A 15,438-nucleotide genomic window follows, 5' to 3' on the forward strand; every position below is an offset into this window, starting at 1 on the left:
AGTGAGGGAGAACAAGTTATGAAGACACAACCCCAGGCGGGTAAGGGAGTACGGATATCGGAAATACCGGGAGAAACAGTCCGAAAGCGCAAGTCTGTGTGGCACAATCTTGGCAAATTCAAGGTGCTGTATCTCATGTTCTTGCCAGGTGTCCTGTTTCTGCTGGTGAACAACTATATGCCGATGTTCGGCGTTCTGATCGCATTCAAAAATGTAAACTATGCTGATGGTATTTGGGGTAGCCCATGGAGTGGATGGGACAATTTTAAATATTTGTTCTCCACCAGTGATGCATGGGAAATTACCCGAAATACACTCGCGTATAACACGGTGTTCATTGCACTAAATCTCTTAGTGGGTGTCGGGCTTGCTATTCTGCTCAATGAAGTGAAGAACAAGGCAATGTCCAAGTTATATCAATCACTTATGCTATTACCGTATTTCCTGTCCATGATTGTGGTCAGTTATCTGGTACTGGCTTTCCTAGGCAAGGATTCAGGCTTCATGAACTCAACGATTCTGCAGATGTTCGGTGGTCAGCCGATCGACTGGTATTCAGAGCCGAAGTATTGGCCGTATATTTTGCCACTGGTGAACACATGGAAGAATATTGGATATTATGCCGTCATTTATCTGGCAGCTGTCGTAGGTATCGATGAAGAATATTATGAAGCAGCTGTGCTTGATGGTGCAACCAAATGGCATCAGATACGCTTCATTACCATTCCGTTTCTCGTCCCATTAATCGTCATTATGACGTTATTGCAAATTGGCCGTATATTTTATGCAGACTTCAGTCTGTTCTATCAGGTTCCATTGGAATCGGGAGCGCTGTTCCCTGTAACGAATGTACTGGATACCTACGTATATCGTACGTTCCTTATCGGTGGAGATATCGGGATGTCATCAGCAGCCGGTCTATACCAAGCAATCGTTGGATTTGTGCTGGTTCTTGTATCCAATACCATCGTAAGGCGAATAGATAAAGATAATGCATTATTTTGAGAGGAGGCAAGTCAGCTGTGAAATCACGTGATCCACTAGCCGTATCGAAGCGTTCCGCATCCGTTATTCATGCGATGTTTCTATTCTATGCCATTGCCTGTATCGTGCCGATCCTGCTTGTCTTCGCCATCTCATTTTCGGACGAGACAACTGTAATTGCCAATGGATATAAGCTTATTCCAGAGAAATTCAGTCTGACGGCTTATGAGTTTCTGTTCAGAGATATGGATCAGATCATTCACTCGTATGGTATATCCTTTATCGTTACCGTTGTAGGTACCATTACAAGTGTTGCGCTGACCGCATTGTATGCGTATCCGCTCTCACGGAGAGATCTGCCTTACCGGGGCTGGTTTGCCTTTTTCATCTTCTTCACAATGTTGTTTAATGGGGGTCTGGTACCTTGGTACCTGGTCTATGTCAACGTATTGGATCTGAAAAACTCCCTACTGGCACTCATTATGCCGCTACTGCTATCCCCATTCTTTGTACTGGTCATGCGTACATTCTTTGCGAACTCCATTCCGGTGTCTATTCTGGAATCGGCTCGGATTGATGGTGCGGGAGAATTGAGAACGTTTGCACGTATCGTGCTTCCGCTCTCTCTTCCCGTAATGGCAACCGTCGCGTTGTTCAGTACATTGAATTACTGGAATGACTGGTACCTTAGCATGATTTTTATATCAGATAACCGGACGATCAGCCTTCAGTACCTTATGTACCGGACGCTGCTCGATATTCAATATTTAACAACCAACTCCAACGTCTCTTCACAGATTTCGTCGCAGGGTGGATTGCTCAATCTGCCTAACAAAACTCTGCAAATGGCGATGGCTGTGGTCGGTATTGGTCCAATTGTACTGGCATATCCGTTCTTCCAGCGTTATTTCATCAAAGGTCTTACGGTTGGCGCTGTGAAGGGATAACTCTGAACCGGTTAGCGGAGTGGGCAAGGTAAATGAAGATGGACTGAAAGGGCATATACAGAAGTAGTTATCGGTTTAATTGTGAATTGGGGAATTCGGTTGTATGGTTCAACACATGACAGGAGGGGTTCAATTGGTTAGATCATTAAAGGTATGGTCACGCATGATGGCAACGGTTATGGCGCTGAGCCTGGTGCTGGCTGCTTGCTCATCAGACAAGGGTGGAACAACAACACCTGGCGCAGAAGGCGGAGGAGCAAGTGAAGGTGGGGGCAAACCCTATGAAGTGACACTGTTCTACCCAGGGACACCACAGAAGGATGTCGCTCTGGTGGAAGCCGAGATTAACAAAAAGATGGAACCGAAGATCGGAGCCACGCTTAAGATCAATGCGATTGACTGGGGGCAATGGGATAACAAGCTGAATCTCATGATTTCTTCAGGTGAAAAATCAGACATTATCTTCACAGCAGCTTGGCAGAACTACACGGTGAATGTAGCTAAAGGCGCATTCTTGCCCTTGAATGAACTGCTTGATGCACATGGTCAGGATATTAAGAAAAACCTGGACCCTGCCTTTCTGGAAGGTTCCCAGGTAGACGGCGTGAATTACGGCGTTCCTACGAATAAGGAACTTGCTGCCACACGTGGTGTGTTGGTACGTAAAGATCTGGCTGACAAGTATAAGCTGGACCTGACAGCTGTAAAGACATGGGCTGATCTGGAGCCACTTCTCAAAACAATCAAGGAAAACGAGCCAGCTATCACACCATTCTATATGTCCAACACCAATGGTAACGGGCTGTTGGAGAATCTGGATTGGGATTATCTCGGTGATGCTTCCGTACCTGGAGTCATCTCCAAAACAGCAGGCGGAACAACGGTGCTGAATGAAGTGGAGACCCCTGAATTCAAAGAAGCGGCCGAACTCGCCCGCAAGTGGTATCAAGCAGGATATATCAATAGTGATGCTGCTACGTCCAATGTGTTCCCGAAAGACCAGGCGAAGGCTGGAAAAGCGTTTCTCTGGACCGATGGCATGAAGCCAGGCAAGGATAAAGAAGAAGAAGGGTATGTGGGTTTCCCACTGACTCAGATTGAGATGACACAGCCGACAATCACGACGGGTGATGCGTCTGGAGCAATGCTTGCAATCTCCCGTTCTTCCGAACAACCGGAGAAAGCGATGCAGGTGATTAACCTGCTGCATTCCGACAAGGAAATTAACAACTTGCTGAACTTCGGAATTGAAGGTACTCATTATGTGAAAAAAGACGGACAGGATAATATCATTACTCTCCCTGAAGGCGTTGATGCCAACAGTCGTACCTATAACCCTGGTGCCCAATGGCAGCTTGGTAACCAGTTCCTGAACTTCCTCTGGGATAATGAAGATCCACAGAAATGGGAGAAGTTCAAAGAGTTTAACGCCAAAGGTGTGAAGTCGCCAGCACTGGGCTTTACGTTCAACAGCCAATCTGTCAAAAATGAAATTGCGGCGGTCAACAACGTGAACAAACAGTTCAAGCCGGGTATGACATCGGGCGCCGTTGATCCAAATGAGATGATTCCGAAATATCTGGAGAAATTGAAAGCAGCGGGAATTGATAAAATTATTGCAGCCAAACAGGAACAACTTGATGCATTCCTTGCCAAAACTAAATAAAATGATCATCTATTATGATAAGAGACTTGTATTCTAGAAGCTCTTGTCGGTGGCAAATCAAAAGGACGTTTTCGGTGAACAACCGAAGACGTTCTTTTGATTGTTGTTTTTTTGATTTGGATTGTTAATCATAAATAGGAAAAATATGATATAATAAGGTGGTTGATTAGGGGGTGTTCGTGTGTCGAGAACCAGACTTGTGTTCTCAGGGGCTTTATTGCTATTTGCTATTATCTTTACATTTAACCATCATCTTGGTTTTTCTGTTGGGGATACCATGCTGTCAGCAATAGGTATATCACCGTATACTACGTCTTATTTAAGTGGTGTACATATCACACTTTTCCTGGGAATGGGAATCTTTGCTTGCGGCTTCTACCTTACACGCAAAGAAATCGGGAAATCATTCCCCGGTCTTGCAAAAGGGTTATGGATCGTAGTTATCGCTATCGTTCTCAGTTATTCGTACATGACGGATAAATTCATGTATGTAGCCAAGTGGGGAACTTCAGGCATTAATGCGGTATCCTATGTACAGAATGCAAGCTCTTGTACCTTTAACGTGCTGAAAACGGGTGAGACCCGAGCAACCTGTGACCTGACACTCAAAAATTACGGCAGAGATTCCGTATCCGCCGTGTTATTGCCTGATCTCGCACGCAGTTATAAGTTTAAGGACGATCCACTATTGGAAGCCTTGCAGTCTGTCCAATTAAGGCCCGTACAAGTTGAGATTGAACGCCATGGAACGTTTACAGGCAGGTTGGAGTTTTACGGGAAAGCGGAATCCCCTCTGTTCGTCAATGGGAAACTCATGGATATTGTGCTGGATGTAGGCGTGGATGGAGCGAATACGGTATTTGATTATGATATTCCATAGTTGATATTTTCATAGAAAAAAAGAATAATTACATAAACAGAAGTGGAATAAGGTTTGATTCGAATAGAAAGATTAAAGATATATACTGAAATTAGATAGAGAGCTGGCTAATCGCTGGCTCTTTTTGTGCGTGGAAGTTGCATTTAGTGCAGAAATATTGGTTTTATCTCCTTCCCCCTTGAATTGGTAACGCTTACGCTAGATAATGAATTGGTTTGTCTCAAAAAAATAGTTTGTCTTTAGCGCTTACATCATTACAATTAATGTCAAGACAAATTAAGACAAGGTGAGATGAAAAGATGTCATATCGGACAAACCTGTTTTCCAAAATGGTCATTCTTATTCTGATTATGCTGATTCCTGTAGTGCTTTTGTACTGGTACTCCAATCACAAAACAACAGCTGTTCTCAGAGATGAGTTAAATCGATCGAATAGTAACCAGCTTGAATTTTTCCAAAATCAAGTGAACACACACATCGAACTGTTATCCTCATGGCCGAATCTGCTCATACATGATCCTGATATTGCCAGCTTCAAGCGAATCTATGCGGACAGTAACTACTTTGATCTGGATGCGATCAACCTGGTCAAACGTATTCAGAATAAGCTGAGTATTCAGGAAAGCTCATCCAATTGGGCCACGAAATTATATCTGTATTCTCCTTCGCTTGGCAGGGTGGTTTCCGAAAGGGACGCACGTTCTTACGATAAAGAAGCGCTAAGGGAAAATATCAGTTCCGGCTGGGATGTACGCAAAATTCAGGATGGGGAAGATGATCGGTTCATGTTTAGCTGGATTACGGTATCTCCATACGGTATTAAAGACCCGGCTAATAATGCGGAAACGATTATTAAACTGGAGTTTGACAGTGATAACATTCGGGATATGCTGGATAAATTCAAGGACGATGGCAGGCATGATCCCTTCTATTTCCGTGAAGAATCGGGGGTTATCTATAACCGGACTTCGGATCGTTCATTAACGAATCAGTTGATGGAAGAACTGTCCATCCATAAACTTCAGGACGTTGATAATCGTACAGTGGTGATCGGGAACGAGCCTTACATGGTCAACACGGTGAAATCCAGTACAACAGGCTGGTATTTGGTGGACTATATGCCGCTATCAGATATTCTGAAGCCCATTCATCAATCAAATATGCTGTTCTATTCTTCCATGATTTGTTTGTTGTTAATGAGTTTTGGTGTGGCGTATTTGTTCTATGTTCAGGTGCAGGTACCAGTGAAACAACTCATTCGCGGGTTCCAGCGGTTGAAGCAGGAAGATTATTCAGTGAGGATTAAGCCAAAGGGCCGCAATGAATTCAGTTTCCTGTCCGAACGTTTCAACTTGATGGTGGAGCAGATCCAGCAGTTATTTGAACACGTTTACCTGGAACAGATTCATGTGCGTGAAGCCCGGTTGAAGCAGCTGCAATCGCAGATTAACCCGCACTTTTTCTATAATTGTTTCTCCTTCATTACGAGTATGGCGAAGCTGAAGCGTATGGACGCTGTTGTAGCGATGTCGCATAACCTATCGCGATATTATCGGTATACGACAAGACAGGAGCGGGACGTGGTACCGCTGACAGAAGAGATTGAATTTGTCAGCTGTTATCTGGAGATCCAACGGATGCGTATGGACCGGATTCATTACAAGATTGATCTGTCTGATGAGATGTTAAGACAGGAGGTACCGCCACTCATCGTGCAACCATTGGTGGAGAATGCAGTGATTCACGGCATCGAAGCGGACGCGGAAGCAGGAGAAATAAGAGTATCCGGGGAAAAACAGGGCGGTGTCATGGTTCTTGTGGTAGAGGATGATGGGCAAGGCATGACGCAGGAGGCACGTGAGGCGCTTCTGAGTAAGCTCAGGGGAACGATGGATCAGGAGATGGGCTGTGGCCTGTGGAATGTGAATCAGCGACTCCAGCTTCGATATGGGGAGCAGGCTGGGCTTGATATAACGGAATCGGAACTTGGCGGGTTACGCGTTACACTGTCATGGCCTGCCGAGCAGGAGTTTCTTCTGGAGAATGAAGGATAAGCACTTGGAATGTGTAGCGCATGATGCACGATGGAATCCATTTGCAGAATGAACGAAATAGGGAGTGAATCACTTGATTGATATATTGCTGGTAGATGATGAGACATACGTAACAGAAAGTCTGGAACTTACGATCCCCTGGGGAGAGCTTGGAGTAACGACCGTGCTGCGTGCCGCATCCGGTAAGGAAGCGTTGGAGATTATGGAGGAAAATGCAGTAGATATCGTAGTTACCGATATTCGCATGCCTGGCATGTCAGGACTGGATCTCATTGCAGAGGTAAGCAAGCGTTGGTCTCATATCCGCTGTATTTTACTAACGGGTCACAGTGATTTTGATTATGCTAAAAAAGCCATTCAATTGCAGGCAGCGGATTATATCCTGAAACCCGTAAACGATGATGAGTTTATGGGATCGGTGTCGGCAGCCATCACGTCTCTTCGCGATGAGTGGGATGAATTTGATAAATATCACCGGCTTTTATACAGTCGGAAGTCTGACTATAAGATTTTACGAGAAAATCTTATGCATGATCTGCTGCTGGGACGTGAGATCACGGCGCGGGCGCTTCGGGAACAACTGCAACAATATGAGATTCATATTGATCCGGAACAATCGGCTGTGATGATGCTGATTCGCCTTACAGGACGCTTCTCATCAATGGACCAGCAGTCTCTGGATCTGATGGATTTTGCGGTAGGTAATATTGCAGAGGAAGTACTCGGAGAGCAATTTAACGTGTGGTTTGGTCGCGGACCCCATGAGTGTCTGGTTATGTTCTTGCAGAATCAAGATCAGATCGTAGCTCCGCAGATGGACTTGGAGACGTTGAGAATCTCAGCTGAAACTTTCCGTGAGCATGTCATTCGATATTTACAGGGAGATCTGTCCATGGTAGTTACACCGTCATTTCCCTTTAATGAGTTGACAGCAGCTTATCGAAAAAGTCTGGGTTCGCTTGTCCTTTCAGGACCGGAAGAACACAAGATTATATATATGGACATGGATCAGGCACTCAGCAAAAGACCGGAGAATGATGCGACGCAGGCTCTCGAAGAGCTGTACAAACCGCCTGTACTTCCTCAATTGCTTGAGACCAAGCAATGGGAAGCGGCAGCGCGTAAGCTGAACGCGGTCTTTGACGCGGCAGAACAGGTTCGATTGTCCAGAGAACATGTGTATGAGATGTATCTGTCGGTAACCAATGCATTTATGTATATCGCCCATAAACAGGGGCATCTGGTGCATGAGATTGATCATGCGGGATTCGATCTGCTCCTTGCTCATCAGTTGATTCAATCCCCCGAGAAGCTGCGGCGCTGGGCAACCGAGATGCTGGCGAAGCTTCAGGAAGAGTTGTCCGATCAGGAAGGTGTGCAGAGCCGCAGACATGTGATCAAGCAGGTTCAGGAGTTGGTTACAAGAGATACAGGACAGGATCTGTCAGTGAAGATGATTGCGGACAAGGTATATTTACACCCCGTATATCTATCGAAAATTTACAAGGCAGAGACAGGGGAAGGTCTTGGGGACTACATGATTCGTATGCGCATGGAACGTGCTCTGTATCTGCTTAAGAATAGCAATAAAAAAATATACGAGATTACGAGTGAACTTGGCTATCAAAATCCGCAATATTTCAGCAAAATGTTCAAAAAACATTATGGTATGACACCAAATGAATTTCGGGATCAGGCATAATTACAACAACATTCCAGAATATAGGTTGGCAAAGGTGCAGAAATCTTGATTTCGTATCATAGGCTCAAAGGCCTGGTCAGCCTATAATGAAAGGGTAACCAAAACGATTTAAGGGGGAACAACATGAGAGCGCAATCAACGAAAAAGAGATTCTTGACGCTTCTCGCTACAACGCTGAGTCTAACTGTCGTTCTTGCAGGATGTTCAGGAGGCAGTGGGGGCGGAGATAGTGCAACACCAAGTACATCTGGAACCCAAAACGAATACAAAGAAAAGTATGATCCGGAAGTAACCATTACAACAGCATGGGGAATTGACCCTGAGCTGAAGTTTAAAAATGGCGAATCCATGGAAAATAACGTGGCTACCAAGTGGGCCAAAGATCAATTCGGGATTAATATTAGCTCGCTCTGGTCTGTAACGGATACGAATGGCGCATTTGCAACCAAACTTCGCCTGGCGATGTCTTCTGGTCAAGATATGCCTGAAATTGTAACGGTGGGTGACAACTTGCTTGCTCAGGATCTGATTGATTCCGGCATGTATCAGGAAGTTGGTCCACTGTTCGACAAATATGCTTCAGACACATGGAAAAAAGCGATGGAGCAAGATCCTAACGTATGGAACCAATATAGCCGTGATGGTAAAAGAATGGGTATCCCTGTTCTGGACTATGCATACAACAATGATTACTTGCTCTGGATTCGTCAGGACTGGCTGGATAAGCTGAAGCTGGAAGCTCCAAAAACAATCGATGAGCTGGAAACCGTTATGGAAGCTTTCAAAAACAATAACCCGGACGGTTTGGCTCCTGAAAAAGTCACTCCGCTCAGCATTGGTTTCAAAACATCCATGAATACATGGATGGGAGACCCATCCTGGATTTTCGGAGCATATGGAACATTACCGTTCCAATGGAATCTGGCTGCGGATGGCAAGCTGGAGTATGGTTCCATCAATCCCGGTATGAAGCAAGGTTTGGTCAAATTGAGCGAATGGCTTAAAAAGGGGTATATCCCACAGGAAGCAGCGCTATGGGATGAGAACAAAACAGCAGAGCCCGCAGTTGCAGGAACCGCCGGCATTATCCCAGGTCCTTACTGGATGAGTGGATGGCCGTTGACTGACACAGTGAAGAATTCGCCTGGTGCCGTTTGGAAACCGATTGAAATTCCAACGGGTCCTGAAGGTAAAGCAATGCGTCATGGAACACAATTCGTAAACGGTGTTACGTTGATCAAAGCAGATATGGAACACCCTGAGGCGTTCTTCACGTATCAGAACTACCTGTTTGACAATTATGCTGATCCTGCACCGGGTAGCCCGTATGATAACGGTCTATTCGACGGATATGACTACCAGCTGGACGCGAACGGAAAACAGAAAAAGCCAGACGAAATTGATGGCGGATATGTCAATGTCGTACGTTACCTGTTAGTTCGTGATGGTGCACGTATTCCAGATGCACAGATGAAAGCGTTGCTTAATTTGGCTGATGGCAAAGAGCCTGAAAGCAAGCTGGAAAAAGACGTGGCCGTAAACTATGGACCAGAAACTCCTGCAGCAGCGAAAGTGTTGCTGAGCCAAGAAGAAATTTCCTTCAAAAACATGTTCACAGGTCCAACAACACAGACGATGAAATCCAAGTTGGACTATTTGAATAAAATCGAGAATCAAGCATTTAACGAAATTATCTATGGCAAAAATCCGGCGGATGCGTTTGATACCTTTGTACAAACGTGGAAATCGGGTGGTGGTGACCAAATCACGCAAGAGGTTAACGAATGGTATGACAGTGTGAAAAAATAGTTACAAGCAGCGCTCAGACGACTAACGTCTGGGCGCTTTTTTTGTTTATTCAAGTTAAGGCAAAGTGGTTGAATTTGTGCCATTTATATTGCTTTTATGTGCTGTTTGGGCCCCATAAAAGGTTGATATAATCGCATTATAAGCCACTCAGGGAGTACTTGAGTAGGAAGAAATACAGGGGGAGCAATCATGAGAACTTTGAAACGCACTTGGCCATTCCACGTTATGCTGTTGCCAGCCATTATCTTTCTGATTATCTTCAGCTATGTGCCTATGGGCGGGATCATTATGGCATTCCAGAACTACAAGCCATGGCTTGGGATTAGCGGTTCTGAATGGGTTGGGCTGGACAATTTTAGATATCTGTTTGAACGTGAAGACAGCTTACAGGTCATCTGGAACACATTGATTATTGCTGTACTTAAACTGATTTTTAATTTATTTGTTCCATTTGTTTTTGCCATTCTTTTGAATGAGGTTCGCAAGATGGCTATACAGCGAACGATCCAAACACTTGTCTATTTACCTCACTTCTTGTCCTGGGTCATTCTGGGCGGGATTTTGATAGATCTGTTGTCAACAGGCGGCTTGGTTAACCGGGTTCTGGGAACCTTTGGACTCGGGCCATATTTCTTCCTTGGAGACAACAGTTGGTTCCGATCTACGGTCATTCTGACAGATGTGTGGAAAGAATTTGGCTATAACATGATTGTCTTTCTGGCTGCCCTTGCCGGAATTAATCCAGCATTGTACGAAGCAGCGGAAATTGACGGAGCAGGACGCTGGAAACAGACACTGCACATTACAATTCCTTCACTTGTGCCGATGCTGATGGTTGTAGGAACACTGGCACTTGGTAACGTACTGAATGCCGGATTTGACCAGATTTTCAACTTGTATAACCCGCTCGTATATCAAACGGGTGACATCATTGATACATTCGTATATCGTTCCGCAATGCAAAATGGTGAGATGGGCTTTGCAACGGCGATCGGATTATTCAAATCGGTTATTAGCATGATCTTGATTCTTGTATCTTACAGCTTAGCCAAAAAATACGCTGGATACCGCATATTCTAAACGAATGAACAGAGAAAGAAGGGACCACGATGTATCATAAATCATTGCCTTATCGCGTGTTTAATATAGTCAATACCTGCTTTCTGATTCTAATTGCCATCATGTGTATCATACCGATGGTTCATGTACTGGCGGTATCCTTTAGTACAAAGGCTGCTGCCGATGCAAATTTGGTCAATCTCTGGCCTGTAGGTTTCTCCCTTGAGGCATACAAAAAGACAATGAACAATCCAATTTTCTTGAACTCGCTCTGGATCTCACTGTTACGTACAGTGATTGGTACAGCTATCACCTTGCTGATTACGTTCCTGGCGGCGTATCCGTTGTCCAAAGAGAATAGTGAGTTCAAAGGCAGAACGATTTACTCCTGGATTTTTGTGTTTAGCATGATTTTCAATGGAGGGCTGGTTCCATTCTATATGGTTATCCAGAAGATCGGGTTGATGGATTCCTTCTGGGTACTTGTACTCCCGGGGGCGGTTAATACATTCCTTGTCATCCTGATGCTGAACTTCTTCCGTGGTATTCCAAAAGAGCTGGAGGAAGCAGCGCTGATGGATGGAGCTAACCATTTCAGAACATTGTTCAGTATCTTCCTTCCCATTTCGATGCCGTCCATTGCAACAATTGCATTGTTCAGTATGGTGTTCCACTGGAATTCCTGGTTTGATGGCCTGCTCTATATGAATAACGCCAAGGATTACCCACTTGCTACATTTATGCAAACAGTCATTATTGGACGTGACATGAGTAGCATGAGCATGAATCCCAAAGAGATGGAATCTCTCTCTCAAACTACGGTAAGGGCAGCTCAGATCTTCATCGGAAGTGCACCGATCTTGATTGTGTATCCTTTCCTGCAACGTTTCTTTGTCAAAGGTATGACGTTGGGCTCAGTTAAAGGCTGAGCCAGTACCCCAAATTAATGGAGGTTGATACAGTGAGCAATTTGACGGAAAAGACATTCATTCTGGGAATGGATGTGTCCTTTATGGATGAAATCGAACAGCATGGCGGGAGTTATAGTGATGTGGATGGCAAGGAACAAGACTTGCTGTCCATCCTGAAGATTAATGACGCTAACGCGATACGACTTCGAATCTGGAATGATCCTGTTGGTGGATTCTGCAATCTGGAGCGGACGGTGGAGGTAGCCAAACGAATCAAGGAACAGGGATTGAAATTTTTGCTGGATTTCCATTACTCTGATCGCTGGGCTGATCCAGCCAATCAATGGAAGCCGAAAGCATGGGAGAATCTGTCCTATGAAGAGCTTCAACGTGCGGTATGCATGTATACGGCTGACGTTCTGAGAACGTTGAAGGAACACGATGCGCTTCCAGACATGGTGCAGGTGGGCAACGAGATTACCCCAGGCATGTTATGGAATGAGGGACGTGTTGGTGGAGAAGAGCATGATACGGATGAACAGTGGGAGCGTTTTGCCGGCCTTGTGAAGTACGGAATTGCTGCGGTCAAATCCGTTGACGCGGATATTCAGATTATGATACATATTGATCGTGGTGGAGATAACGCCGAGAGCCGCAAGTTTTACGATCGCTTTGAAGCACTGGGTGTGGAGTTTGATATCATTGGTCTCTCGTATTATCCTTGGTGGCATGGCACACTTGATGCGTTACGTGATAATCTTCATGATCTGGCTGAGCGTTATGGCAAACCAATCAATGTAGTTGAAACCGCTTATCCATGGACATTGGAGCAGCCGGAAGGCATTGAATGGATTTTGAATCAGGAAGATATGTTGTTGCCAGGATACCCTGCAAGTGTAGAGGGACAGACCAAATATCTGAAGGATTTATTGCAGATTATCCGCGAAGTTCCTGGTGGTTTGGGGCACGGATTCTATTATTGGGAACCTGCCTGGATACCAAGTAAAGAAGAATGGTCCGTCGGGCACCCGAATAACTGGGGCAACCTCACCATGTTTGATTTTAAAGGTCGCAAGTTGGAATCGTTTACAGCACTTGCTACTGTTGAAGAATCAGATGTCGTGACATACGTGTAATCTAGCGTAATACGTATCGTCTGTGAAGTCGTTGTTATCGTTATCGTATATAAACTAAAAAAACAGTAATTAAAGCAAGGGAGTTGTCCTTATGACATACAAATTTCCACCTGTAAGTTCCAAAGCCCCGCACATGTTGCATGGCGCAGACTATAACCCGGAGCAATGGCTCCGCTATCCTGAAGTGCTGGAAGAAGATATTCGCTTGATGAAGCTTGCCAAGTGTAACGTGATGTCCATTGGTATCTTCTCGTGGGTGTCCCTTGAGCCGGAAGAGGGTGTATACACGTTCGAATGGCTGGATCAGGTTTTGGATCGTTTTGCAGCAAACGGTATCTATGCATTCCTCGCTACACCAAGTGGCGCCAGACCTGCTTGGATGTCCGCGAAGTACCCGGAAGTGCTCCGCGTATCCGAGAAGCGTGTCCGCAATCTGCATGGTTTCCGTCACAACCATTGTTATACTTCCCCGGTATACCGTGAGAAGGTTACTGCGATCAACACAAAACTGGCAGAGCGTTATTCGGATCATCCGGCTGTAATCGGCTGGCATATCTCAAACGAGTTCGGCGGAGACTGTCATTGTGATTATTGTCAGGAAGCGTTCCGTGGTTGGGTTCAGAATAAGTATAAAACACTCGATGAACTGAATCATTCGTGGTGGACCACATTCTGGAGCCATACGGTTACAGACTGGAGTCAAGTGGAATCTCCTGCTCCACACGGTGAGACACAGGTACACGCAATGAATCTGGACTGGCGCCGTTTCGTTACGGATCAGACAGCTGATTTTATCGTCCATGAAACGAAACCATTGAAAGCTCAGAATCCCGATCTGCCAGTCACAACCAACCTGATGGAATTCTATGGTGGTCTGAACTATTGGAAGTTCGCTGATATTCTGGATTTCCTCTCTTGGGACAGTTATCCGACTTGGCATGATGCAGATGACGACGCGAAACAGGCATCCCGTATCGCAATGATGCATGATATCGTTCGTTCCATCAAAGGCGGTCAGCCGTTCTTGCTGATGGAGAGTACTCCAAGTTCGACGAATTGGCAAGATGTCAGCAAGCTGAAAAAGCCGGGCATGCATCTGCTCTCTTCTATCCAGGCTGTGGCGCACGGTTCCGATAGTGTTCAGTACTTCCAGTGGAGAAAAAGCCGGGGGTCCAGTGAGAAACTTCATGGTGCGGTGGTAGACCACGTAGGAACGGAACACACACGTGTGTTCCAAGATGTCACCGACGTAGGAACGGCTCTTGAAGGTATGGAAGCCATTGTAGGAACAGCGGTTCCGGCAGAAGTTGCAATTATATTTGATTGGGAAAACCGCTGGGCCGTTAATGATTCCCAGGGTCCACGCAATATCGGTGTGAAGTATGAGCAGACCGTGGAAGAGCATTATGAAGCATTCTGGAAAAAGGGAGTCGCTGTAGACGTTATTGATATGGATGCAGATCTGTCCAAGTATAAGTTGCTGATTGCTCCAATGCTCTATCTGGTACGTGAAGGTGTCGGGGAACGCATTGAGAAGTTTGTAGAACAAGGCGGTACGTTTGTAGCAACTTACTGGTCTGGTATTGTAAATGAAAACGATCTGTGTTTCCTGGGTGGATTCCCAGGCCCCCTGCGTAAGACACTTGGCATCTGGTCCGAGGAAATTGACGGACTGCATGATCGTGATCTGAACGGAATCATTCCGGAGAAGGGCAATGAGCTTCAGCTCAATACAGCGTATGATGCAATTGAACTGTGTGATCTGATTCATCTGGAAGGCGCGAAGTCCCTGGCTACGTACCGTTCTGACTTCTATGCCGGACGTCCGGCATTGACGGTTAACCAGTTGGGTACAGGAAAAGCATATTATGTAGCGACACGTCTGAAAGCACCATTCTATGATGATTTCTATGCGAAACTAATCGCTGACCTGAACATTGAGCGTGGACTTGAAACCGAGTTGCCTGCCGGAACAACGGCACATACACGTACAGATGGTACAGCAGATTATGTGTTTGTACAGAACTACACGCCAGATGAGAAGCTGATTGAACTAGATGGACAGTCCTATACCGATCTGCTCAGTGGTGATGCCGTGGAAGCAAGTCTCAGCTTGAAGCCATATGACATTTGTGTTCTGCGCAGACCGGCTGCCCGGAAATAATATAAGTTCTATATGCTACTAAATGAATGAAGTTAGTATTGAGAAAAGATGCCCTGAACGCCTGCATTGGTGTTCAGGGCATCTTTTTTTATTTTATGTATTTGGCTGTTGAACGACTTTTTCTGG

Annotated in this window: 11 protein-coding genes; all 11 read left to right on the forward strand. The window is 45.4% G+C overall.

Going from position 1 to position 15,438, the window contains the following annotated elements; genetic code table 11:
* Positions 1–18: 18 nt before the first annotated feature.
* The 11 genes from ACETMN_RS11090 to ACETMN_RS11140 all read left to right on the forward strand — a co-directional run bounded on the left by ACETMN_RS11090 (position 19) and on the right by ACETMN_RS11140 (position 15,312).
* On the forward strand, positions 19–1,005 hold the full coding sequence (locus ACETMN_RS11090; RefSeq protein WP_179198557.1) for an ABC transporter permease: 987 nt from the start codon (positions 19–21) through the stop codon (positions 1,003–1,005).
* Between the two features lie 17 nt (positions 1,006–1,022).
* On the forward strand, positions 1,023–1,931 hold the full coding sequence (locus tag ACETMN_RS11095) for a carbohydrate ABC transporter permease (protein WP_017689303.1): 909 nt from the start codon (positions 1,023–1,025) through the stop codon (positions 1,929–1,931).
* A gap of 133 nt (positions 1,932–2,064) precedes the next feature.
* Positions 2,065–3,597: an ABC transporter substrate-binding protein gene (locus ACETMN_RS11100; protein WP_091017439.1), complete on the forward strand. Its 1,533-nt coding sequence runs from the start codon at positions 2,065–2,067 to the stop codon at positions 3,595–3,597.
* Positions 3,598–3,778: 181 nt separating this feature from the next.
* The gene (locus ACETMN_RS11105; protein ID WP_091017438.1) at positions 3,779–4,477 is read left to right on the forward strand and encodes a hypothetical protein; all 699 of its coding nucleotides are present in this window, start codon (positions 3,779–3,781) and stop codon (positions 4,475–4,477) included.
* A 299-nt stretch (positions 4,478–4,776) separates the two neighbouring features.
* Positions 4,777–6,531, forward strand: a complete 1,755-nt coding sequence (locus tag ACETMN_RS11110; RefSeq protein ID WP_091017437.1) for a sensor histidine kinase — start codon at positions 4,777–4,779, stop codon at positions 6,529–6,531.
* 73 nt (positions 6,532–6,604) lie between these two features.
* Positions 6,605–8,233 carry a response regulator gene (locus ACETMN_RS11115; protein ID WP_091017435.1) on the forward strand — a complete coding sequence of 543 codons (1,629 nt, stop codon included), beginning with the start codon at positions 6,605–6,607 and terminating at the stop codon, positions 8,231–8,233.
* Between the two features lie 123 nt (positions 8,234–8,356).
* Positions 8,357–10,042 carry an extracellular solute-binding protein gene (locus ACETMN_RS11120; RefSeq protein WP_091017433.1) on the forward strand — a complete coding sequence of 562 codons (1,686 nt, stop codon included), beginning with the start codon at positions 8,357–8,359 and terminating at the stop codon, positions 10,040–10,042.
* 189 nt (positions 10,043–10,231) lie between these two features.
* On the forward strand, positions 10,232–11,122 hold the full coding sequence (locus tag ACETMN_RS11125; RefSeq protein WP_074094500.1) for an ABC transporter permease: 891 nt from the start codon (positions 10,232–10,234) through the stop codon (positions 11,120–11,122).
* A gap of 29 nt (positions 11,123–11,151) precedes the next feature.
* Entirely contained in the window at positions 11,152–12,030 is an 879-nt protein-coding gene (locus tag ACETMN_RS11130; protein WP_091017431.1) for a carbohydrate ABC transporter permease, read from the forward strand.
* Positions 12,031–12,062: 32 nt separating this feature from the next.
* Positions 12,063–13,148, forward strand: coding sequence for an arabinogalactan endo-beta-1,4-galactanase (locus tag ACETMN_RS11135; RefSeq protein ID WP_082219046.1), 1,086 nt, complete (start codon positions 12,063–12,065; stop codon positions 13,146–13,148).
* Positions 13,149–13,239: 91 nt separating this feature from the next.
* Positions 13,240–15,312 carry a beta-galactosidase gene (locus tag ACETMN_RS11140; protein ID WP_091017430.1) on the forward strand — a complete coding sequence of 691 codons (2,073 nt, stop codon included), beginning with the start codon at positions 13,240–13,242 and terminating at the stop codon, positions 15,310–15,312.
* Positions 15,313–15,438: the final 126 nt, after the last annotated feature.

Source organism: Paenibacillus sp. M2 (genome assembly GCF_046713495.1).
In the GTDB taxonomy this organism is placed as follows: Bacteria; Bacillota; Bacilli; order Paenibacillales; family Paenibacillaceae; genus Paenibacillus; species Paenibacillus amylolyticus_B.

Coding starts and splice junctions, on each gene's coding strand:
- ACETMN_RS11090 (WP_179198557.1), top strand. CDS start 19: ATGAAGACACAACCCCAGGCGGGTAAGGGAGTACGGATATCGGAAATA.
- ACETMN_RS11110 (WP_091017437.1), top strand. CDS start 4,777: ATGTCATATCGGACAAACCTGTTTTCCAAAATGGTCATTCTTATTCTG.
- ACETMN_RS11120 (WP_091017433.1), top strand. CDS start 8,357: ATGAGAGCGCAATCAACGAAAAAGAGATTCTTGACGCTTCTCGCTACA.
- ACETMN_RS11125 (WP_074094500.1), top strand. CDS start 10,232: ATGAGAACTTTGAAACGCACTTGGCCATTCCACGTTATGCTGTTGCCA.
- ACETMN_RS11130 (WP_091017431.1), top strand. CDS start 11,152: ATGTATCATAAATCATTGCCTTATCGCGTGTTTAATATAGTCAATACC.
- ACETMN_RS11140 (WP_091017430.1), top strand. CDS start 13,240: ATGACATACAAATTTCCACCTGTAAGTTCCAAAGCCCCGCACATGTTG.